At 68.3% G+C, this 19,991-nt stretch carries 18 protein-coding genes; 5 read left to right on the plus strand and 13 right to left on the minus strand.

The window, feature by feature from the left end; translation table 11 throughout:
* Nucleotides 1-109: 109 nt before the first annotated feature.
* Both ispD and ispF read left to right on the plus strand, forming a co-directional pair.
* Entirely contained in the window at nucleotides 110-955 is an 846-nt protein-coding gene (ispD, locus tag ABNX08_RS07275; protein WP_022534517.1) for a 2-C-methyl-D-erythritol 4-phosphate cytidylyltransferase, read from the plus strand.
* Nucleotides 956-959: 4 nt separating this feature from the next.
* On the plus strand, nucleotides 960-1,469 hold the full coding sequence (gene ispF / locus ABNX08_RS07280; protein ID WP_022534518.1) for a 2-C-methyl-D-erythritol 2,4-cyclodiphosphate synthase: 510 nt from the start codon (nucleotides 960-962) through the stop codon (nucleotides 1,467-1,469).
* A gap of 7 nt (nucleotides 1,470-1,476) precedes the next feature.
* On the opposite strand, the gene ABNX08_RS07285 is transcribed toward ispF, so the two are convergent.
* The 5 genes from ABNX08_RS07285 to ompR all read right to left on the minus strand — a co-directional run bounded on the left by ABNX08_RS07285 (nucleotide 1,477) and on the right by ompR (nucleotide 5,875).
* A complete protein-coding gene (locus ABNX08_RS07285; protein WP_022534519.1) occupies nucleotides 1,477-2,052 on the minus strand; it encodes a GNAT family N-acetyltransferase in 576 nt (191 codons plus the stop codon).
* A 193-nt stretch (nucleotides 2,053-2,245) separates the two neighbouring features.
* On the minus strand, nucleotides 2,246-2,767 hold the full coding sequence (locus ABNX08_RS07290) for a carboxymuconolactone decarboxylase family protein (RefSeq protein ID WP_022534520.1): 522 nt from the start codon (nucleotides 2,765-2,767) through the stop codon (nucleotides 2,246-2,248).
* A gap of 106 nt (nucleotides 2,768-2,873) precedes the next feature.
* Nucleotides 2,874-3,422, minus strand: coding sequence for a peroxiredoxin (locus ABNX08_RS07295; RefSeq protein ID WP_022534521.1), 549 nt, complete (start codon nucleotides 3,420-3,422; stop codon nucleotides 2,874-2,876).
* A 356-nt stretch (nucleotides 3,423-3,778) separates the two neighbouring features.
* Complete coding sequence (locus ABNX08_RS07300) at nucleotides 3,779-5,128, minus strand: ATP-binding protein (protein WP_022534522.1); 1,350 nt, start codon at nucleotides 5,126-5,128, stop codon at nucleotides 3,779-3,781.
* A 24-nt stretch (nucleotides 5,129-5,152) separates the two neighbouring features.
* A complete protein-coding gene (ompR, locus tag ABNX08_RS07305) occupies nucleotides 5,153-5,875 on the minus strand; it encodes a two-component system response regulator OmpR (protein WP_010810107.1) in 723 nt (240 codons plus the stop codon).
* Nucleotides 5,876-6,187: 312 nt separating this feature from the next.
* Here ompR and ABNX08_RS07310 point away from each other — a divergent pair, with 312 nt between their 5' ends.
* On the plus strand, nucleotides 6,188-6,529 hold the full coding sequence (locus ABNX08_RS07310; RefSeq protein WP_022534523.1) for a hypothetical protein: 342 nt from the start codon (nucleotides 6,188-6,190) through the stop codon (nucleotides 6,527-6,529).
* A gap of 15 nt (nucleotides 6,530-6,544) precedes the next feature.
* On the opposite strand, the gene ABNX08_RS07315 is transcribed toward ABNX08_RS07310, so the two are convergent.
* On the minus strand, nucleotides 6,545-7,807 hold the full coding sequence (locus ABNX08_RS07315; RefSeq protein WP_022534524.1) for a Zn-dependent hydrolase: 1,263 nt from the start codon (nucleotides 7,805-7,807) through the stop codon (nucleotides 6,545-6,547).
* 97 nt (nucleotides 7,808-7,904) lie between these two features.
* Nucleotides 7,905-8,741, minus strand: a complete 837-nt coding sequence (hpnD, locus tag ABNX08_RS07320; RefSeq protein WP_041681336.1) for a presqualene diphosphate synthase HpnD — start codon at nucleotides 8,739-8,741, stop codon at nucleotides 7,905-7,907.
* Between the two features lie 316 nt (nucleotides 8,742-9,057).
* Between hpnD and ABNX08_RS07325 the strand changes: the two genes are divergently transcribed.
* Together ABNX08_RS07325 and ABNX08_RS07330 are read left to right on the plus strand one after the other, a co-directional pair.
* The gene (locus ABNX08_RS07325; RefSeq protein WP_022534526.1) at nucleotides 9,058-10,254 is read left to right on the plus strand and encodes an efflux RND transporter periplasmic adaptor subunit; all 1,197 of its coding nucleotides are present in this window, start codon (nucleotides 9,058-9,060) and stop codon (nucleotides 10,252-10,254) included.
* 6 nt (nucleotides 10,255-10,260) lie between these two features.
* Nucleotides 10,261-13,374: an efflux RND transporter permease subunit gene (locus tag ABNX08_RS07330; protein ID WP_349604646.1), complete on the plus strand. Its 3,114-nt coding sequence runs from the start codon at nucleotides 10,261-10,263 to the stop codon at nucleotides 13,372-13,374.
* Nucleotides 13,375-13,377: 3 nt separating this feature from the next.
* Here ABNX08_RS07330 and ABNX08_RS07335 read toward each other — a convergent pair whose 3' ends face one another.
* From ABNX08_RS07335 to ABNX08_RS07360, 6 genes are all read right to left on the minus strand, one after another.
* Nucleotides 13,378-14,385, minus strand: a complete 1,008-nt coding sequence (locus ABNX08_RS07335) for a nitronate monooxygenase family protein (RefSeq protein WP_022534528.1) — start codon at nucleotides 14,383-14,385, stop codon at nucleotides 13,378-13,380.
* A gap of 11 nt (nucleotides 14,386-14,396) precedes the next feature.
* The gene (locus ABNX08_RS07340) at nucleotides 14,397-15,191 is read right to left on the minus strand and encodes a crotonase/enoyl-CoA hydratase family protein (protein WP_022534529.1); all 795 of its coding nucleotides are present in this window, start codon (nucleotides 15,189-15,191) and stop codon (nucleotides 14,397-14,399) included.
* Nucleotides 15,192-15,224: 33 nt separating this feature from the next.
* Nucleotides 15,225-16,217, minus strand: coding sequence for an acyl-CoA dehydrogenase family protein (locus ABNX08_RS07345; RefSeq protein ID WP_022534530.1), 993 nt, complete (start codon nucleotides 16,215-16,217; stop codon nucleotides 15,225-15,227).
* 27 nt (nucleotides 16,218-16,244) lie between these two features.
* Nucleotides 16,245-17,402, minus strand: a complete 1,158-nt coding sequence (locus ABNX08_RS07350; protein WP_349604641.1) for an acyl-CoA dehydrogenase family protein — start codon at nucleotides 17,400-17,402, stop codon at nucleotides 16,245-16,247.
* Nucleotides 17,403-17,481: 79 nt separating this feature from the next.
* The gene (locus ABNX08_RS07355) at nucleotides 17,482-19,035 is read right to left on the minus strand and encodes an acyl-CoA synthetase (protein ID WP_349604638.1); all 1,554 of its coding nucleotides are present in this window, start codon (nucleotides 19,033-19,035) and stop codon (nucleotides 17,482-17,484) included.
* 23 nt (nucleotides 19,036-19,058) lie between these two features.
* On the minus strand, nucleotides 19,059-19,988 hold the full coding sequence (locus ABNX08_RS07360) for an SDR family oxidoreductase (protein WP_349604635.1): 930 nt from the start codon (nucleotides 19,986-19,988) through the stop codon (nucleotides 19,059-19,061).
* Nucleotides 19,989-19,991: the final 3 nt, after the last annotated feature.

A 19,991-nucleotide genomic window follows, 5' to 3' on the forward strand; every position in this document is an offset into this window, starting at 1 on the left:
GGGGTCGTGACAGGGTACGGCAAGGGTACAGCAGGCGCGGGGGCGCCACCCGTTGCACCTGCCGCGCAAGCTGGCGCGGCATGGCGACGGGCAAGGGCCGTATTATAGAATGCGCACCGGTTGCCCCGCTGGCCGCATTGGCCAGCAGGCGCCCGCGCCTCTTTCACTCCATGCCGATGCCGTGTCCGCTCGCCGCTTTGCCCTGATTCCCTGTGCCGGTACCGGCAGCCGCGCCGGCGGCGCCGTCCCCAAGCAATACCAGACCGTGGCCGGCCGGCCGATGATCTGGTACGCCCTGGCGGCATTCTCGGCGTGCGACGCCATCAGTGCCACCGCGCTGGTGCTGGCGCCCGACGACATGCCGCTGGAATCGCGCTTCGGTGCTGCCGTCTTTGCCGGGCTGCGCTTCGATACCGCCTTTGTCGGTGGTGATACGCGCCATGCCTCGGTGCTGGCGGGCCTGCATCACCTGGCCCAGCTCGGCGCGACCGACTCCGACTGGGTGCTGGTACACGACGCGGCGCGCCCGGGCCTGACCCCGGCGATGATCCACGCGCTGGTGCGCGCGGTGGAAAGCGACGGCGACGACGACCCGGATGCGGCCATCGGCGGCATCCTGGCGGTGCCGGTGCCCGATACGCTGAAACGCGCGCAGGGCGACGCCCGCATCGGCTCCACCGTGTCGCGTGAAGGGCTGTGGCAGGCGCAGACTCCGCAGATGTTCCGCCTGGGCGTGCTGCGCCAGGCGCTGCAGGACGCGCTGGCGGCCGGTGCGGTGGTGACCGACGAAGCCAGCGCGATCGAGCGCCTGGGGCTGCATCCGCGGCTGGTCAACGGCTCGCTGCGCAATTTCAAGGTGACTTACCCGGAGGACTTCGCACTGGCCGAAGTGCTGCTGGGCGATGATGGCAAGGGCGCCGCGCCCTTGCCGCATACAATGCGTAAGGGAGCGTAATCGCATGATGCCTTTCGATATCCGGGTGGGACAGGGTTATGACGTCCACGCGCTGGTGCCCGGCCGCAAGCTGATCCTCGGCGGCGTGGAAATCCCGCACGACCGCGGCCTGCTGGGCCATTCCGATGCCGATGCACTGCTGCACGCGGTCACCGACGCGCTCTTCGGCGCGGCCGCGCTGGGCGATATCGGCCGCCATTTTCCCGACACCGACGCGCAGTTCGCCGGTGCCGACAGCCGCGTGTTGCTGCGCGAGGCGGCGCGCCGCGTGCGCGCGGCGGGCTATGAAATCGGCAACGTGGATGCCACCGTGATCGCACAGGCGCCCAAGCTGGCGCCGCATATCGGCGCGATGGTGGCCAACCTGGCTGAAGACCTCGGTCTGGCGCCGGGGCGCTGCAACGTCAAGGCCAAGACCAACGAGAAGCTTGGCTTCGAAGGGCGCCAGGAAGGCATCGTGGCGCAGGCCGCGGTGCTGGTCTGGCGCGCTTCCGTGACCGGGGTGCAGGACTGAACTGCAGCTACGGACGCCCTGCGTCTGGCGCCGGGGCGTCTTCCGGCGTGATGGCGTAGGTGTAGTCGATCAGGCGCGCCATGGCGCCGGTGCGCGCGCCGGCCTCGGTGCGCTTGGTGAACCCCATCTGCTGGCACAGCCGGTTGGCCGAGGCCATTTCCGGCATGGTGCGCACCAGCAGCGTGGGCGAGCCGATATCGCGCGCGCGCTGAATGCAGATCTGCATCAGCGTGCGCCCCAGCCCCATGCCGCGCGCCTGCGGGCTGACCGACAGCAGCCGCGCTTCCGGCTGGGTCAGCGTGATGGTGCTGCCGTCCAGCGCCGGCAGCGTGGCGCCCGGGTGGCAGAACAGCACCGCGCCCATGATGCCGTGCTCGGTCTCGGCCACCCACCATTCCATGTCCGGGTTGCTGGTCGCCAGCACCGCCTGCATGCCACGCTGGAACGAGGCGCGGCAGTCTTCCATGATGTCCAGCTCATACTGCCCATAGGCTTGCTGCGTGACTGCGGCGATATCGCCCCAGTCGTGCACCGCCGCCAGGCGGTAATGGAAGCGGGGAGAAGTCGGTGAAGGCAAGGTCATGGCAGGTGTGCAGTGCGTGTCCTGCCTTGGATTGTAGGCCGATCGCCGCGCAAGTGCAGCGCTGGCGCCGCCACGGTTGCGGGATGGGAACAGCCGGCAATTCCCACTGGGAAGCTGCCGGCTGCTGTGCTACGGGGCCGCGCAAGAGTATCGCAACGGCCCCGGGAAGGCGCGGGGGCGCTCTATAGACGGCTTACTGGGCTGCGATCACGTTGGCAGCCGCCACGATCACCGCGGCGATGCGGCCGACGTCGCGCAGCTGCTGCGCGGACATGCCTTGTTCGTTCTTCAGCAGCTGGTAGTGCGATTTCACGCAGAAATGGCACTTGCCCACGATCGACGCGGCCAGCGCGTACATCTCGAACCGGCGCTTGTCCACGCCGCCATGCGTGGCATATGCGTTCATGCGCAGGCCGGCGGGCTGGGTGGCCAGGTCCGGATCGTCGGCCATTTCGACGTACGGGTACCAGGTGTTGTTCATGCCCATCAGCGCGGCCGCGGTCAGCGCACCGTTGGTTTCCTCGGGCGAGAGCACGCCGGCATTGCGGATGGCATCCACCAGCACCTTGCTCTGCGCCGCGAATGCCGCCGCCAGCGCCACGCCCACCGCATCGTTGCCTTCCAGCGAAGAGCGCGCGATGGTGCCGTCCACGTTCAGGCGGATGTCCTTGGCGTAATCGGGGATACAATTCTTAATCGTGCTGAGGAATTCCATTTATTTCTCCTATCGATCGGGGCTCAAAAAACCCGCGCAAGCGGGTTTTGGAGCGGAGGGCAGGGCCCTCCGCGGATCGCCACGGCGTCTGGCGACGGACAGCAGATTACAGCGTGGCGCCACCAACGGCACGGTTGCACGGGCACAGCTCGTCCGTTTGCAGGCCGTCCAGGATACGCAGGACTTCATCCGGGTTGCGGCCGACGTTCAGGTTGTTCACCGAAACGTGCTGGATCACGTTGTCCGGGTCGACGACGAAGGTCGCGCGCAGGGCAACGCCGGCAGCGTGGTCACGCACGCCCAGCTGGTCGATCAGCGAACCGGTCACGTCGGCGAATTGCCACTGGTTCAGCTTGTTCAGGTCCTTGTGTTCGCGGCGCCATGCCAGCTTGACGAATTCGTTGTCGGTCGAGCCACCCAGCACGATCGCGTCACGGTCGGCGAAGTCGCCGTTCAGCTTGGCGAAGGCAACGATTTCGGTCGGGCAGACGAAGGTGAAGTCCTTCGGGTAGAAGTAGATGATCTTCCACTTGCCTTCGAACGACTTTTCGGTGATGTCTTCGAAAGCCGACTGGCCGTTCTCTTCGTGATTGTTGAAACCCGGCTTGACGCCGACGACGTGGAAGGCTTCGAGCTTGTCACCAACGGTCTTCATAGACTTCTCCTGATACGGTTGCGATGAGAGCGGTGCTGCGGTAGTGCCGGCGTGGGCACCGGCACTACATTTGCTGCAGTGCACCGCGACAAAACGTGATTATGCGTCATCATCCGGCACCGGGCTAATTGATATTCTCAAACAGCCCGATAGGCAAAGCATGTGACGCATAGAGCGAAGCCCGGCATGAGCAGCCGCGCGGCATCGGACGACTGGCGTCCGTGCGGAAGGGCAAGTATGCCATGTGCGATGGGCCCGCAAATGGCAACTTGGTGACGATTGCCGAGACTTCAACCCGACGCATTCACGCCGATGCTGGCAATGCGCCGCCGTATCCACCGCGGCGGCGCCGCAGGTCAGGCGCGCCGGAAGCAGGCGCTGACCACCAGGCCTGTCGCCGGCGCGGGCCGGTTGGCCAGCACCAGCCGCCCGCCGTTGCGCTGCATGATGCGGTTGACGATGGACATGCCCAGCCCCGCGCCCTTGGCCTCGCTGCGCGAACTGTCGAGGCGATAGAACGGCCGCGTCAGCAGCGACAGCTGGCCGTCGGGCACGCCATTGCCTTGGTCGGCCACGGTCAGCACGGCTTCCTTGTCGTCGACGCGGGTGGAGATCTCGACCACGGCCATGCCGCTTTGCTCGTCCTTGGCGTAGCGGCGCGCGTTCTCGACCAGGTTGTCGAGGATGCGCTGCACCTCCATGCGGTTTGCCACGGCCATTACCGGCTCGTTGGCGCGCACGTGCACGCGCACGTCGTCGTGCGCGGCATAGACGCCGACGGCATCGTGCACCAGCGCCGACAGGTCGACCGGCTCGACGGTTTCCAGCGGCGGCCGCGCGTAGTTGAGGAACTGGCCGATGATCGCGTCCATCTGCTCGATGTCGGCAATCATGGCGTCGCGCGTGGGGGTGTCCATCGGCGACATCTCGGTTTCCAGGCGCAGGCGCGTCAGCGGCGTGCGCAGGTCGTGCGAGATGCCGGCCAGCATCACCACGCGGTCGTCGTCGAGCTGGCGCAGGTCGCGCACCATCTGGTTGAAGCTGTGGTTGGCGAGCGCCACTTCGCTGGCGCCGCGCTCGGGCAGCGGCGGCGGGTCGCCACCGGCGCCGATGGCGCGCGCGGCGTTGGCCAGGCGCTTGAGCGGGTAGTTGACGCGCGCGGTGATAAAGGCCGCACCGATGATCGACAGCAGCAGCGCGGCAATACTCCACCACAGCCACTGGATGCCGGGCACGCGCTCGAAGCGCTCGGGGCTGATCGCCACCCAGTAGTCGTCGCCCTCGATCTCGAAGCTGACCCACACGCCGGGGATGTCGTTGACGGTGGTGGCGAGCACGGTGTCCTCGCCCAGCCGGCTGCGGATCTCCTGCTGTACCAGCGTGGTCAGGAAGGGGTTGGCGGTGGGCGCGGCGAAGTCGTCGTCCTTCTCGCGCGGATAGACCTTGATGCCTTCGTTCTGCACCAGGTCGAGCAGCAGGAAGCGGCGCCGCGCGGGGTCGGAATAGAGCAGGGCGGCCCGCGTCAGCTTGACCACGCTGACCACCTGCATGGCGATCTGCTGCGCGCGCGGGGCGCGTTCGAACAGCCGGTAGCTCTGGAACCAGATGCCCAGTGAAATCGCCAGCAACAGGGCGATAAGCATGAAGGTTCGCCAGAACAGCGAACCAAAGAACCGCGTTGCGGTTCTACCGATAACGGTCGCCACGATAGGAACAGCGGCCGTAATCGGTTATTTCACGCCATCGGGGATGAAGACGTAGCCAAGGCCCCAGACCGTCTGGATAAAACGCGGGTTGCTCGGGTCCGGCTCGATCAGCTTGCGCAGGCGCGAGATCTGCACGTCCAGGCTGCGGTCGAACACTTCATATTCACGGCCGCGCGCCATTTCCATCAGCTTTTCGCGCGACAGCGGCTGGCGCGGATGGCGGGCGAACACCTTGAGCACCGAGAATTCGCCCGTGGTCAGCGTGATTTCCTCGTCGTTCTTGGTCAGCGTGCGCGTGGCCAGGTTCAGCACGAAGTCGCCGAAGGCGAAGGTCTCAGGCGTTTCCGACGGGGCGCCGGGCACTTCGGCCGGGCCCTTGCGGCGCAGTACGGCGTGGATGCGCGCAATCAGCTCGCGCGGGTTGAAGGGCTTGGGCAGGTAGTCGTCGGCGCCCATCTCCAGGCCGACGATACGGTCCACGTCCTCGCCCTTGGCGGTGAGCATGATGATCGGGGTCTGGTCATTGGCCCCGCGCAGCCGGCGGCAGATCGACAGGCCGTCTTCGCCCGGCATCATCAGGTCCAGCACCAGCAGGTCGAAACGCTCGCGCAGCCAGAGCTTGTTCATCGCGGTGGCGTTTTCCGCCACCAGCACGGTAAAACCCTGTTCGCCCAGATAGCGGCGCAGCAAATCGCGCAGACGCGGGTCATCGTCGACGACAAGAATCTTGTGGCTGGTATTTTCCATGGCGGTATCTTAGCGACTATCGCTTTCGCTCAAAATGGCTTAACAAAACGTTACATACTTTACCCCGCAGTATGCCAGTGTGCATCAATCGTGCGATTACACTGCGCAATCCGTCTTTTTGCGCACCATGCGCGCTGGATTTCCGCGCATTTGCACCGCATGATCCACTGCAATGACAAGGCTGCCACGCCTGCGCTGGCGCGATGCTTGCAGAGGGTCTAGCGCCAGACGGGTAAGGATCGGGGTATTGAATCCCCGGCTTCAGGCAGTCCATGACGACTGCGTTTCCCGAAGCCAAGACCGCCATTATCGATGAAAGTGAACCGAACCCGGCACGGGCATCCGCAGCATGGTATCGCCGGCGCATGCCTTGCGCTGGCGGCGGCCGCGCTGGCGCTCGTGGCCGCAGGGGCGGTGCATGCCCAATCGGCCGGCATGGCCAACCTCCTCAAGCGCCATCCCTCGGCCCAGGCCAGCGACCCCGGCAACAACCACCGCGAAGCGCGGGCCCGCGCCGAGCGCCATCGCGCCGAGCAGCGCGAGGCCGAGCGCCGCCGGGAAGAACGAGGCGGCTCGCGGCTGTCGCCGGACGAACGCCGCAAGCTGCGCAAGAACCTCTACGACTTCGGGCGCGACATCTACCAGGGCGGCTGAGCGCCGCCCGGGCTTTCAGCCGCGCGGCTGGAAGTGCCGCAGGAAATCGACGAACACCTCCGCCGCCAGTTGCGCATCCTCGGCCGTGATCGTCTCCAGCGGATTGTGGCTGATGCCGCCGTTGCCGCAGCGCACGAACAGCATGGCGATGTCCGTGATGCGCTGCATCATCATCGCGTCATGGCCCGCGCCGGAGGGCAGCTCGAAGGCCTGCAGCCCGCGCTTTTTTAGCACGGCGCCGAACTGGTCCATCAGCCAGCGCGCGCACGGGGCGTTGTTGACCGGCGGCACGCGTTCCACCTGCGCGGTCAGGCCGCGCCGCTGCGCGATCTGGTTGATGCCGGCCACGATATCGGCAATCGCTGCTTCGCGGATGCCGTCCTCGCCCGCGCGGATATCCATCGAGAAGGTGCAGGCCGCCGGGATCACGTTGCTTGAGCCGTCGGGCACCTGGAGCTGGCCGACCGTGCCCACCAGCGTGGGGGCCGCCGAGCAGCGCTGTTCGACCAGCAGGATCATTTCCGCCGCGCCCGCGGCAGCATCCTTGCGCATGCCCATCGGCGTGGTGCCGGCATGGCTGGCCAGTCCTTCCACCTTGACCTGGAAGCGGCTGCTGCCGGCGATCTGCGTGACCACGCCCAGCGGCAGGCCGTGGTGCAGCAGCACCGGGCCTTGTTCGATATGCACTTCCACAAAACCCAGCAGCGTGGCGGGATCGACCGCCGCCGCACGCAGGGCCGCCAGATCGCCCGCGCCGGGCAGCCCGGACGCTGCCAGCGCCTCGCGCAGCGTGATGCCCTCCGCGTCCTGGCGCTCCAGCAGCGCCGGATCGAAGCGGCCCGCCAGCACGCTGCTGGCGAGGAAGCTGGTCTTGAAGCGCAGCCCTTCCTCCTCGGCGAAGCCAACCACCTCGAAGTGGTAGGGCAGGCGGATGCCGGCTTGATTGAGCGCGCCGACCACCGCGACCGGCAGCAAAATGCCCAGGCGCCCGTCATAGCGCCCGCCATTGCGCACGGTATCGAAATGCGAGCCGGTCATCAGCACGCGTGCGTCCTGCACAGCCGGGTCAGCGGCATAGCGGCCGATCACGTTGCCGGTGGCGTCGATGCGCACCTGCATGCCGGCCGCTTCCATCCACTGTGCCAGCCGGGACTGCGCGGCACGGTGGGCCGGGGTCAGGTAGGCGCAGGTCAGGCCGCCTTCCATGTCGGAGAAGCGGGCGAGCTGGTCGGCACGGTCGAGGATGGACTGGCCGAGGGAAGCAGGGGGCTGGGTCATGGCGGTACGGCTTGGGACGGCCGGTTGAATCGGTTGAATCGGGAAGAGGGAACAACGGAGGCGCCAGCGCCCCCTGTCGCCCCCGGGGGCAGCCGCGTCAGCTGTTGCGGATCCACGTCTTCCACGCGATCCATAACTTGCGCATCGGCGTCAGCGCGATGCGCTGGTTCAGCACCTGGAACTGGCTGGCCTCGAGTTCGTCGAGCAGCGCGTGGTAGATCGCGCCCATCAGCAGGCCGGCGCGCTGGGCGCGGCGATCCTGCTTCGGCAGCAGCGCCAGGGCCTCGCGGTACAGCGCGCGGGCGCGGCCGGCGTGGTATTGCATCAGCGCGACGAAGCGCTCGGAATGCTGGCCCTTGAGGATATCGGAGGCCGGCACCTGGAACTGCTGCAGCGTATTGACCGGCAGGTAGATACGGCCGCGGCGGGCGTCTTCGCCCACGTCGCGCAGGATATTGACCAGTTGCAGCGACTGCCCGAGCTTCTCGGCAAAGACCAGCGTCTTCGGGTCGGTATAGCCGAATAGCCTCGCGCTGAGCGTGCCGACCACGCCAGCCACGCAATGGCAGTAGCGGTTCAGGCCGGCCTCGTCCAGGTAGCGGGTCTGGGTCAGGTCCATTTCCATGCCGTCCAGCACCTCGGACATCTCGGCATGGGGCAGGCCGGCACTGTGCACGTGCGGTTGCAGCGCCTTGGTCGCCGGGTGGGTGGGCTCGCCCTCGAACAGGCGGCGCACCTCGCCGCGCCACCAGTCCAGCTGCTGGTGGGCCAGGCCCGGGTCGTGGCTGTCGTCGACCACGTCATCGACCTCGCGGCACCAGGCGTACAGCGCGGTGATGGCGCGGCGGCGTTCGGCCGGCAGGAACAGGAAGCTGTAATAGAAACTCGAGCCGCTCTGGGCGACTTTCTCTTGGCAATACTGATCGGGCGTCACGCCGTTCTCGGTCTGAAGATATGGGGGGATGTTGGCAAAAGCGGGGCGCGCCAACGGCGCGCCGGATTGTAGCATCGCGGCATTTAACCACAGCTCGTCGGCCCCCAACGGCACCTGAAGCTTCATTCCAGCCATTTCGTCGCCTGCCGTTTGACGCACCCCTGCCGTCATCGCTATATTACTGACCGGCCAGTTATTTATTGTCCGCGCCGGCCCCCGCGGCCCTCCAGACTTCCTGGCATGTCCCGGCGCACGGATTCGTTGATACTGGGCTGTATTGTCTCGCCAGCTGTTCCATCCGACTTGTTGCTTACCGATGCCAGTGCTTTGCCAAGTGCCGGAAGTTGCGGCCGCAGATACTCCTGCCGTTCCAAGAACCCTGAGCCGGGCCGGCCGGCTGCTTGCCCTGCTTGCGGCCGCATCCGCGCTGGCGCTGGCCGGCTGCGGCAAGAAGACCGAGCCCGCGCCGGAAGTCCGCCCGGTGCGCCTGATGCAGCTCAGCCAGCACGGCGGCAAGACCGCCTTCGAGTTCTCCGGCGACGTGCGCCCGCGCGTGGAGTCCCGGCTGGGCTTCCGCGTCGGCGGCAAGATCGCGGCGCGGCTGGTCGACGTGGGTGCGACGGTGCGCAAGGGACAGCCGCTGGCGCGCCTGGACCCGACCGACCTGTCGCTGGCCGAGGCCGGTTCGCGCGCCCAGTATGAAGCGGCCCGGACCGACCGCGACCTGGCCGCCGCCGACCTGAAGCGCTACAACGACCTGTTCGCCAAGGGCTTTATCAGCGCCGCCGAGCAGCACCGGCGCAAAGCGACCTATGAGGCCACCGAGTCGCGCCTGCGGCAGGCCGAAGCCGGCCTGCGCAGCCAGTCCAACCAGACCGCCTATGCGGTGCTCCATGCCGACGCGGATGGCGTGGTCACGGCGATCGATGCCGAGGTCGGCCAGGTGGTCACCCCCGGCCAGCCGGTAGTGCGCGTGGCGCAGACCGCGGAGAAGGAAGTTGCCATCGGCCTGCCCGAAGACCAGGTCGACCAGCTGCGCGGCATCACCGACGTGACCATCCATACCTGGGCCGAGCCGCAGCGCACGCTGCCGGGCCGCGTGCGCGAGATCGCTGCCGCCGCGGACCCCGTTACCCGCACTTACGCCACCCGCGTGACCATTCCCAACCCGCCCGCCGACCTGAAGCTCGGCATGACGGCGGTGGTGACCTTCGTGCGCAATGGGGCCACCCCGGCCATCCGCGTGCCGCTGACCGCGCTGCTGCAGGAGCAGGGCCGCAACCAGGTGTGGGTCTTTGACGCCGCCGCCGGCACGGTCAAACCGGTGCCGGTGACGTTGGGCGAGGCCATCGGCAACGAGGTCGAGGTGCGCCAGGGGCTGGCACCCGGCCAGACCATCGTCACGGCCGGGGTCCACCTGCTGCGCCCGGGCCAGAAGGTGCGGCCGCTGCAGACCGTGACGCCGGCGTCCGCGCCCGCATCCGCGCTGGCCGCCAACCCGACGCAGGGTTGAGGCCGCATGGATCATTCGCGCTTCAATTTGTCGCGCTGGGCGCTCGAGCACCAGCCGCTGACCCGTTACCTGCTGGTGGTGCTGCTGCTTGGCGGCTTGCTGGCGTTCTTCCAGCTCGGGCAGGACGAGGACCCGCCCTTTACCTTCCGCGTGATGGTGGTGCAGGCCTTCTGGCCCGGCGCCACCGCCGAGCAGATCGCCGTCCAGGTCACCGACAAGATCGAGCGCCAACTGCAGGAAGTGCCCTACGCGGACAAGATCCGCAGCTTCTCCAAGCCGGGCGAGACCACCGTGATCTTCCAGCTCAAGGACACCTCGCCGGCCAAGGAGACCGCGCAGGTCTGGTACACCGTGCGCAAGAAGATCGGCGATATCCAGCAGACGCTGCCCGCCGGCGTGCGCGGGCCGTTCTTCAATGACGAGTTCGGCGATGTGTACGGCACCATCTACGCGCTCTCGGCCGACGGCTTCAACTACAAGGAACTGCGCGAGTACGCCGACCTGGTGCGCCAGGAACTGCTGCGCGTGCCGGCGGTGGCCAAGGTATCGCTGATCGGCCTGCAGGACGAGAAGGTCTATATCGAGTTCAACCAGGCGCGCTTCGCCCAGCTCGGGCTCGATATCAACGCCATCGCCGAGCAGATCTCGCAGCAGAACAACCTGACCGGCAGCGGCGTGCTGGTCACGCCGACCGACAACCTGCAGGTGCGCGTGTCCGGCCAGTTCGCCAGCGTGCAGGACCTGGAGAACCTGGTGCTGCGCGGGCCCAACGGCATCGCCAATATCCGCCTGGGCGACATCGCGCACGTCTACCGCGGCTATGTCGATCCAACCCAGACGCGCATGCGCTTCAACGGCAAGGACGTGATCGGGCTGGGCATCTCGATGCAGAAGGGCGGCGACATCATCCAGCTCGGCAAGGACCTGCGCGCCGCCTTCGACCGGATGCGCGGCCAGCTGCCGGTGGGCATCGAGATGGGCCAGGTGCAGGACCAGCCGGAAGCCGTCAAACGTTCGGTGGGCGAGTTCGTGCACGTGCTGATCGAGGCGGTGGTGATCGTGCTGGCGGTCAGCTTCGTCTCGCTGGGCCTGCACACCAAACCGCTGCGGCTGGACGTGCGCCCTGGCCTGGTGGTGGCGCTGACCATCCCGCTGGTGCTGGCGGTGACCTTCCTGTTCATGAATATCTTCGGCATCGGGCTGCACAAGATATCGCTCGGGGCGCTGATCGTGGCGCTGGGGCTGCTGGTGGACGACGCCATCATCGCAGTCGAAATGATGGTGCGCAAGCTTGAAGAGGGCTTCTCCAAGATGGAGGCGGCAACCTTCGCCTACACCTCGACCGCGATGCCGATGCTGACCGGCACGCTGATCACCGCGGCCGGCTTCCTGCCGGTAGGGCTGGCGCGCTCGACCGTGGGCGAGTACACCTTCGCGATCTTTGCCGTGACCGCGCTGGCGCTGGTGCTGTCGTGGCTGGCGGCGGTGTATTTCACGCCTTACCTCGGCTACCTGCTGCTCAAGACCCGCGCCCCGGGCGCGGGCGAGCACCATGAGGTCTTCGACACGCCGTTCTACGCGCGCTTCCGCCGGCTGGTGGACTGGTGCGTAACGTGGCGCAAGCTGGTGATCGCGATCACGCTGGTGGCCTTCGCGCTAGGCATCTATGCCTTCAAGTTCGTCGAGAAGCAGTTCTTCCCGGATTCCAGCCGGCCCGAGCTGATGGTGGAGATGTGGATGCCCGAAGGCACCAGCTTCGCCCAGATGGAGGCCGAGGCCAAGCGCTTCGAGCAGCTGATGCGCAAGGATCGCGAGGTCGAGAGCCTGACCACCTTCGTCGGCACCGGCGCGCCGCGCTTCTACCTGCCGCTGGACCAGATCTTCCCGCAGAGCAACGTGGCGCAGGTGATCGTGATGCCGGTCAGCACCGAGGTGCGCGACGCCTTGCGCCGCCGCATCATCACGCTGTTCGACACCGAATTCCCGTACCTGCGCGGCCGCGTCAAGCTGCTGCCCAACGGGCCGCCGGTGGCCTATCCGGTGCAGTTCCGCGTGATCGGGCCGGAGGCCGCCGCGGTGCGCCAGCTGGCCGACCAGGTCAAGGCGGTGATGCGCGCCAATCCCAATACCGTCGGCGTCAACGACAACTGGAACGAGAACGTCAAGATGCTGCGCCTGGAGATCGACCAGGACAAGGCGCGCGCGCTCGGCGTCACCACCAACGCGATCGCGCGCGTCACGCAGACCGTGCTGACCGGCGTGCCGGTGGGCCAGTACCGCGACGGCGACAAGCTGATCGACATCATGATGCGCACCCCGCGCAACGAGCGCGACGCGATCTCGGACCTGAACAATATGCTGGTGCCGACCAATAACGGCCGCATGGTGCCGCTGACACAGGTCGCGCGCGTGGCGCTGCGCTCCGAGCCCGGCGTGGTCTGGCGCGAGAACCGCGACTTCGGCGTCACCGTGCAGACGGACGTGGTCGACGGCATCCAGGGTCCGACCGTGACCGCGCAGATCAACCCGCAGCTCGACAAGCTGCGCGCCCAGCTGCCGGCCGGCTACCGCATCACCGTGGCCGGTGCGGAAGAAGAAAGCGGCAAGGCGGGCGCGTCGATCGCGGTGCAGCTGCCGCTATGCATCTTCATTATCTTCACGCTGCTGATGCTGCAGCTGCACAGCTTCTCGCGCGCGACCATGGTGTTCCTGACCGGCCCGCTGGGGCTGATCGGCGCCGCCGCCACGCTGTTGCTGCTGCGCGCGCCGATGGGGTTTGTGGCGCAGCTGGGCATCACCGCGCTGCTGGGCATGATCATCCGCAACTCGGTGATCCTGGTCGACCAGATCGAGCAGGACATCAGCGCCGGCGTGCCGCCGTGGACCGCCATCGTGGAGGCTGCGGTGCGCCGCTTTCGCCCGATCATCCTGACCGCCGCCGCGGCGGTGCTGGCGATGATCCCGCTGTCGCGCTCGCTGTTCTGGGGGCCGATGGCGGTGGCAATCATGGGCGGGCTGATCATTGCCACCGTGCTGACGCTGCTGTTCCTGCCGGCGCTGTATGCGGCGTGGTTCCGGGTGAAGCGGCCGGAAGGCGGTGTATCGGCGCTGGCCGGCTAGATCTCAGTCCGTGCAACGGCGGCCGGAGAACGTCGCAGTGAAGGCCGCGGCCGCCTGCGACGCCTCCCGCATCAGCCCGGCCACGATCTGAGCGGCCGGCGCGATCGCGTCGCAGAAGCCGCCGGCCGGGCCCAGCGAGACGATGCCGGCGTCGACCTCGCCGTCGGCATAGACGCGCTGCCGCGTGCGCGACGACAGGATCAGGTCGCCAAATTCCGCATGGCTGCGCGCGCCGGCGGCTTCCAGGCGCTGCACTTCGCGCGCCGTGTCGTTGGCCAGCACGCGCCAGGTGTCGCCCAGCGTGCCGAGGATGGCGGTGGAGCAGTGCTGGTCGGATTCGACGATGCGCTGCTTCAGCGCCGCATGCGCGCGGATCTCGGCGGCAACCATGAAGCGGCTGCCCATCACCACGCCATCGGCGCCCATCGCCAGCGCGGCCGCGATCTGGCGGCCGTTGCCGATGCCGCCGCCCAGCAGCAGCGGCACGCGCAGCTTTGCCAGCGCAAAGGCGCCGTTGACAAAGGTCGGCAGCTGGTTGGCGCCCGGATGCCCGCCTTCCTCCATGCCGACCAGCGTGACCGCGTCCACGCCAAGCCGTTCGGCGCTCAGCGCATGCCGCACGCTCGGACACTTGTGGATCACGATGCCGCCGCGCTGGTGGATCGGCTCGACCAGCCCTTCCGGCGAGCCCCCCGCGGTCTCGAAGCAGCGCACGCCTTCGTCCAGCGCCACGTCGATCCACGCTTGCACATTGCGGTTGTGCTCCGGCCGGCGCGCCAGCGTGAGGTTGACGCCGAACGGTTTCCCGCCGGTCAGGTCGCGGCAGCGGCGCAGGTCATCGCGCAGCGCGCCCGGCGATTCGAACGAGCGCGCCGTGATAAAGCCCATCGCGCCGGCGTTGACCATGGCCGCGACGATGCGCGACTCGCCCAGGTGGTGCATGCCGCCCAGCAGGATCGGGTGGCGGATCGACAGCAGCTCGGTGATGCGGGTACGGAAAGCGGCTTGCATGCGGGTTGCCTTCAGCCCTTGAACACCGGCGGCCGCCTGGCGACGAAGGCATCCACCGCCTCGCGGTGGTCCGCGGTCTGGTGCGACAGCACCTGCAACGCGGCCGACAGCTCCAGCAAGGTGTCGAGCCGGCTGTGCATGCCTTCGCGCATCAGCCGCTTGGCCATGCGTACGGCGTGGGGTGGATTGGCGGCGATGGCATCGGCCAGGCCGCGCGCCGTGGCCAGCAGTTCGGCGGCCGGTACCACGCGCGAGACCAGGTTCCATTCCAGCGCCTGGCGCGCGTCGATGGCCTGGCCGGTAAAGGTCAGCTCGGCCGCGCGGGACAGGCCGATGACCCGCGGCAGCAGCCACGCGCCGCCGTCGCCGGGGATGATGCCGAGCTTGACAAAGCTCTCGGCGAACTTTGCTTGCTCGGAGGCGATGCGGATATCGCACATGCAGGCCAGGTCCAGGCCGGCGCCGATGGCCGGGCCGTTGACGGCGGCGATGACCGGCACTTCCAGGTTGAACAGCGCCAGCGGCAGCCGCTGGATGCCGCGCCGGTAGTCCTGGCGGATCTCGGTGCCCGGCACTTCGCCGCTGGCGTGCCGGGCCATGCCGGCCACATTGCCGCCGGAGCAGAAGGCGGTGCCGGCGCCGGTCAGGATCACGGCGCGCACGCTCGCATCGCCGTCGATGCGGTCGATCGCCGCGACGAATTCTTCGACGGCGGTGTTGCCGGTCAGCGGATTGCGCCGCTCCGGGTCGTTCATGGTCAGCGTGACGACGTGGCCGTCCTGCTCGTAGTTGAGGAAGGTGCTCATGATGGGTTCCAGGCGTTGGGTGGCGTGAGGGTGTCAGGCGCAGAGCGTCTCGCGCACGAAGTCGGTGACGGTGCTCCCTGGCTGTGCCAGCAGCGACTGGCCAAGGATCCGGTTCCAGTACGCCTCTGAGCCGTCCGCCATGCGCCATTCATGCAGGCGCCGGGTATAGAGCTGCAGGTCATATTCCTCGGTCACGCCGATGGCGCCGTGCAGCGCATGCGCGGTGGCGGCCACCAGCGGCACCGCCATGCTGGTGCGGGCCTTGGCGATGGCCGCCGGCATGCGGGCGGGGAGGGTGCGGTCGCCGGCGAAGGCCAATTCCGCCGCGATGCCCGCCGCCGCCACGTGCTGCGCCATCACGCTGAGCTGGTGCTGCACCGCCTGGAACTTGCCGATCGACTTGCCGAACTGGGCGCGGTCGTTGCAGTACTGCAGCGTCATGTCGAATACGCGCCCCATCGCGCCGGCGATGGCGGCCGCGTGGATGGCGGCGCTGAAGTCGCGCACGCGCTCGCCGTGGTCGCCCACCGGGCCGGGCAGGTCCTGCGCGGCCCAGCTCAGCGTGGCAACCAGGCTGCCGCGCACGCCGGTCGGCTGGCGTCGTGCCAGCCTGGCGTCGAGCAACAGCATGCCGCCCTCCACATTGGCCAGCACCCAGTCCGCCAGCGAGCCGAAGGGCAGCAGCGGCGCGGTGATGGTGCCGTCGGTGCCGCGCACGCACTGGCCGGCCAGCGTGATCATGCCGGCTGGCGATTGCGTGCCCGTGGGCGCCAGCAGCGCCCGTGCGGCGATGGTCTGCGCCGCCGGTACCGGCAGCGCATGCCGGCCGAAGGCCGTGAAGATGGGGCCGATGGCCGGCAGCGACAGGCCCGCGCCGCCCGCGGATTCCGGTGCCATCAGCTCCAGGAAGCCGGCGTCGGCCAGCGCCGGCCACAGCGTGCCGGGTGCCGCGCCGCCTTCGATGGTGCGCAGCGTGGCCGGCGTGGCGTGGTCGCGCAGGATGTCTTCGATTGCTTCGGTGAACATGATGTCCCTCTCACAGATTGGGTTCGGTCAGCGCAGGCCCAGACCGCGCGCGATCATGCCGCGCAAGACCTCGCGCGTGCCGCCGCGCAGCGAGAACGTGGGCGAGATCTGGCTCAGGAAAGCCACCGTGCGGTACAGCTCGGGATCCGGCGCCGTGCCGGGATCGGCGCTGATCACGGCTTCCAGCAGGGCAGGGATCGACTGCTCGAATTCCGTGCCCAGGTCCTTGACCAGTGCCGCTTCCACCACCGGGCTTTCTCCCTGTACCAGCCGCGCGGTTACCGCCAGCGACAGGCTGCGCAGCGCGGCCAGTTGCGCGACGAAGCTGCCCAGCAGCGCGGTATCAGTGTGGCCAGGCTGGCCGGCGCGCAGCGCCTGCACCCAGCGGTCCACCAGCACGATGCTGGAATAGAGCCGCTCCGGGCCGCTGCGCTCGAAGGCGAGTTCGGCGGTGACCTGCTCCCAGCCGCTGCCTTCCGCGCCGATCAACGCACCGTCCGGCAGGAAGACCTCGTCGAAGGTGACTTCCGAGAAATGCGCGTCGCCGGTCAGGTCCACGATCGGCCGCACCGTGACGCCGGGCGCGGACAGGTCGATGATGAACTGCGACAGTCCCTTCTGCCGCTCTTCCGGCACCCCGGAGGAGCGCACCAGCGCGATCATGTAGTGGCAGTGATGCGCGTTGGTGGTCCAGATCTTGCGCCCGCTCAGGCGCCAGCCGTCTTCGCAGCGCGTGGCGCGGGTGCGCACGCTGGCCAGGTCCGAGCCCGAATTGGGTTCGCTCATGCCGATGCAGAAGAAGGCGCTGCCGCTGCAGATGCGCGGCAGGTAGAAGTCCTTCTGCGCCGGCGTGCCGTACTTCAGGATCAGCGGGCCGCTCTGGCGGTCGGCAACCCAGTGCGCCGCCACCGGTGCGCCGGCGGCCAGCAGTTCTTCCACCAGCACGAAGCGGTGCCAGGCATCCATGCCGGCGCCGCCGTAGCCGGCCGGCAGCGTCACGCCGACCCAGCCGCGTTCGGCCAGCCGCCGGCTGAATGCCGCATCGAAGCCCAGCCAGGAACGCGCGCGGATATCGGCCGTCGCGGCGGGCAGGTTCTCGTCCAGAAAGCGCTTCACGTCAGCGCGAAAGGCTTCCGCGGCCGGCGGCAGCGCGGTCAGCCGGAAGGCGTCCAGCAGGTTGCTCACTTCTTGCTCCTTGTCGGCGGCAGGCAGGGGCGCATGCGCCGCGATTGGGTCCCTTCGGTGCGCGGTATCGGCCGCGCGCTCACTGCTGCTTCCAGTAGCGGTCGCGCAGCGACTGCTTGTAAAGCTTGCCGGTCGGCAGGCGCGGCATGGTGTCGATGAAGTCGATCGAGCGCGGCACCATGTAGCGGGCCACCTTGCCGCGCAGGTATTCGAGCAGGGTCTCGGCCAGTTCGGCGCAAGGCGCGATGCCGGCGGCCGGCTCGACAATCGCCTTGACCTCTTCACCCATCTCCGCATTGGGCACGCCGATCACCGCGGCGTCGCCGACGCTGGGGTGCACGACCAGCGCGTCCTCGATCGCCTGCGGGTAGATGTTGACCCCGCCGGAGATGATCATGAAGGCCTTGCGGTCCGTGAGGTACAGGTAGCCGTCTTCATCCAGCCGGCCGATATCGCCCACGGACGTCCAGGTTGGGTGGCGCGGGTGCTGGGCGGCGCGGGTCTTGTCCGCGTCCTTGTGGTAATGGAAGGGCAGCACCTCGCGCTCGAAGTACACCAGGCCGCTCTCGCCGCAGGGCAGCTCGTTGCCGTCGTCGTCGCAGATATGCAGCACGCCCACCAGCGCCTTGCCGACCGAACCCGGGTGCGCCAGCCATTCCTCGGTGTTGAGCGTGGCCACGCCGTTGCCTTCGGTGGCGGCGTAGTACTCGTGCACGATCGGCCCCCACCAGTCGATCATCTGCCGCTTGATGTCCTGCGGGCAGGGCGCGGCGGCGTGGATCGCCACGCGGTGGCTGGACAGGTCGAAGGCGGCGCGCTGCGCCGGCTCCAGCTTGAGCATGCGGATGAACATGGTCGGAACCCACTGGCTGTGGGTGACGCGGTAGCGTTCGATCAGGCGCAGCGCCTCGACCGGATCGAACTTCTCCATGAAGACCACCGTGCCGCCGCCGAACTGGGTCTCCAGCCCGTAGCCGAGCGGTGCGGTGTGGTACAGCGGCGCTGGCGACAGGTAGATGGTGTCGGCATCGAAACCATAGCGGACGAACTGCGCCCGGCGCGGCGAACCCGAGCCTTCGGTCACATAGCCCTGCGGCTGTGCGCGCACGATGCCCTTGGGCCGGCCGGTGGTGCCGGAGCTGTAGATCATGGTCGCGCCCATCCATTCCTCGGCCAGGCGCTCGGCCGGGTGCGCGGCGATGGCCTGCTCGTAGCTGTCCCAGCCGGGAATGGTGCCGTCCAGCATCAGCCGGCGGCGGCAGGTCGGCATCAGGTCCGTCAGCTGGGCAGCCAGCTCGCGCATCGCGTATGAGGTCACCACCACCTGCGCCTCGCTGTCCTCGATCAGGTAGGCGGCCTCGGGCGCGGTCAGGAAGCGGTTGACGGGCGTGATCAGCAGCCCGGAACGCAACGCAGCCCAGCACAGCTCGAAGCAGCGCATATTGTTCTCGAGCACCATCGCGATATGGTCGCCGCGGCGCAGGCCGAGCGCGTAAAGGTGCTGGGCAAAGCGGTTCGAGCGCTGGTCCAGCTCGCGGTAGCTCAGGGTCTCGCCAGTGGTGCCGTTGATGGCGGCGGGCTTGTCGGGGGTCAGGGCGGCATGGTCGCCCAGGTACTTGGGGGTCGGGTTCATGGCTCGGCTCGGTAGGTGCGGTCTCAGGCGGACGGGATTTCGCCCGAGGTGTCGGCGTTGGCCGCCGCCTGCCGGACCAGCGCCGGGATATGCCGGCCCAGCTCGGCGGCGTCCCAGCGTCCGGACTGCTCGATGCGCGGGCCGGCATGCCAGCCTTCGGCGACCGTGATGCGGCCGCCGCGCACGCCGAACACGCGCCCGGTCACCTCGCCGGATTCGACGCTGCCCAGCCACGCCACCAGCGGCGCCACGTTGCCGGCATCGAGCGGATCGAAGCCGGGCGCGGCACCGGCGCTGAACTCGGTGCGGCGCGTGGCGAAGATGTCCTCGGTCAGCCGGCTCATGGCGGTCGGGTAGATCGCGTTGACGGTGACGCCGTAACGGTCCAGTTCGCGCGCGGCGATCACCGACATCGCGGCGATGCCGGCCTTGGCCGCGCCGTAGTTGGACTGGCCGGGGTTGCAGTACAGGCCCGACGACGAACTGGTGTTGATCAGGCGCGCGGCGCGCTGGCGCCCGGCCTTGGATTCCTCGCGCCAGTAGGCGGCCGCGTGCCGCGACGGCGCGAAGGTGCCGCGCATGTGCACGCGGATGACGGCGTCCCAGTCTTCCTCGGTCATGTTGACCAGCGTGCGGTCGCGCAGGATGCCGGCATTGTTGACCAGCACGTCGAGGCCGCCGAAGGTATCGATGGCGGCGCGGATCATGCGCCCGGCGCCGGCCCAGTCGGCCACGTCGTCAAAGTTGGCGATGGCCTCGCCGCCGGCAGCGCGGATCTCGGCGACCACTTCCTGGGCCGGGCCGCTGGCGGCACCGCCGCCGTCGCCGCGCCCGCCCAGGTCGTTGACCACTACCTTGGCGCCCTGGCGGGCGAATTCCAGCGCGTACTCGCGCCCGATGCCGCGGCCGGCGCCGGTGATGAGGACGACGCGGTCCTTGCAAAGCTGTGACATGGT

This window comes from Cupriavidus sp. DF5525 (assembly GCF_040149425.2).
In the GTDB taxonomy this organism is placed as follows: domain Bacteria; phylum Pseudomonadota; class Gammaproteobacteria; order Burkholderiales; family Burkholderiaceae; genus Cupriavidus; species Cupriavidus pickettii_A.

Bases quoted from the DNA above. Each gene is read 5' to 3' on its own strand.
- ispD (WP_022534517.1), top strand. From the start codon at position 110: ATGCGCACCGGTTGCCCCGCTGGCCGCATTGGCCAGCAGGCGCCCGCG.
- ispF (WP_022534518.1), top strand. From the start codon at position 960: ATGATGCCTTTCGATATCCGGGTGGGACAGGGTTATGACGTCCACGCG.
- ABNX08_RS07285 (WP_022534519.1), bottom strand. From the start codon at position 2,052: ATGACCTTGCCTTCACCGACTTCTCCCCGCTTCCATTACCGCCTGGCG.
- ABNX08_RS07290 (WP_022534520.1), bottom strand. From the start codon at position 2,767: ATGGAATTCCTCAGCACGATTAAGAATTGTATCCCCGATTACGCCAAG.
- ABNX08_RS07295 (WP_022534521.1), bottom strand. From the start codon at position 3,422: ATGAAGACCGTTGGTGACAAGCTCGAAGCCTTCCACGTCGTCGGCGTC.
- ompR (WP_010810107.1), bottom strand. From the start codon at position 5,875: ATGGAAAATACCAGCCACAAGATTCTTGTCGTCGACGATGACCCGCGT.
- ABNX08_RS07310 (WP_022534523.1), top strand. From the start codon at position 6,188: ATGAAAGTGAACCGAACCCGGCACGGGCATCCGCAGCATGGTATCGCC.
- ABNX08_RS07315 (WP_022534524.1), bottom strand. From the start codon at position 7,807: ATGACCCAGCCCCCTGCTTCCCTCGGCCAGTCCATCCTCGACCGTGCC.
- ABNX08_RS07325 (WP_022534526.1), top strand. From the start codon at position 9,058: ATGCCAGTGCTTTGCCAAGTGCCGGAAGTTGCGGCCGCAGATACTCCT.
- ABNX08_RS07330 (WP_349604646.1), top strand. From the start codon at position 10,261: ATGGATCATTCGCGCTTCAATTTGTCGCGCTGGGCGCTCGAGCACCAG.
- ABNX08_RS07335 (WP_022534528.1), bottom strand. From the start codon at position 14,385: ATGCAAGCCGCTTTCCGTACCCGCATCACCGAGCTGCTGTCGATCCGC.
- ABNX08_RS07340 (WP_022534529.1), bottom strand. From the start codon at position 15,191: ATGAGCACCTTCCTCAACTACGAGCAGGACGGCCACGTCGTCACGCTG.
- ABNX08_RS07345 (WP_022534530.1), bottom strand. From the start codon at position 16,217: ATGTTCACCGAAGCAATCGAAGACATCCTGCGCGACCACGCCACGCCG.
- ABNX08_RS07355 (WP_349604638.1), bottom strand. From the start codon at position 19,035: ATGAACCCGACCCCCAAGTACCTGGGCGACCATGCCGCCCTGACCCCC.
- ABNX08_RS07360 (WP_349604635.1), bottom strand. From the start codon at position 19,988: ATGTCACAGCTTTGCAAGGACCGCGTCGTCCTCATCACCGGCGCCGGC.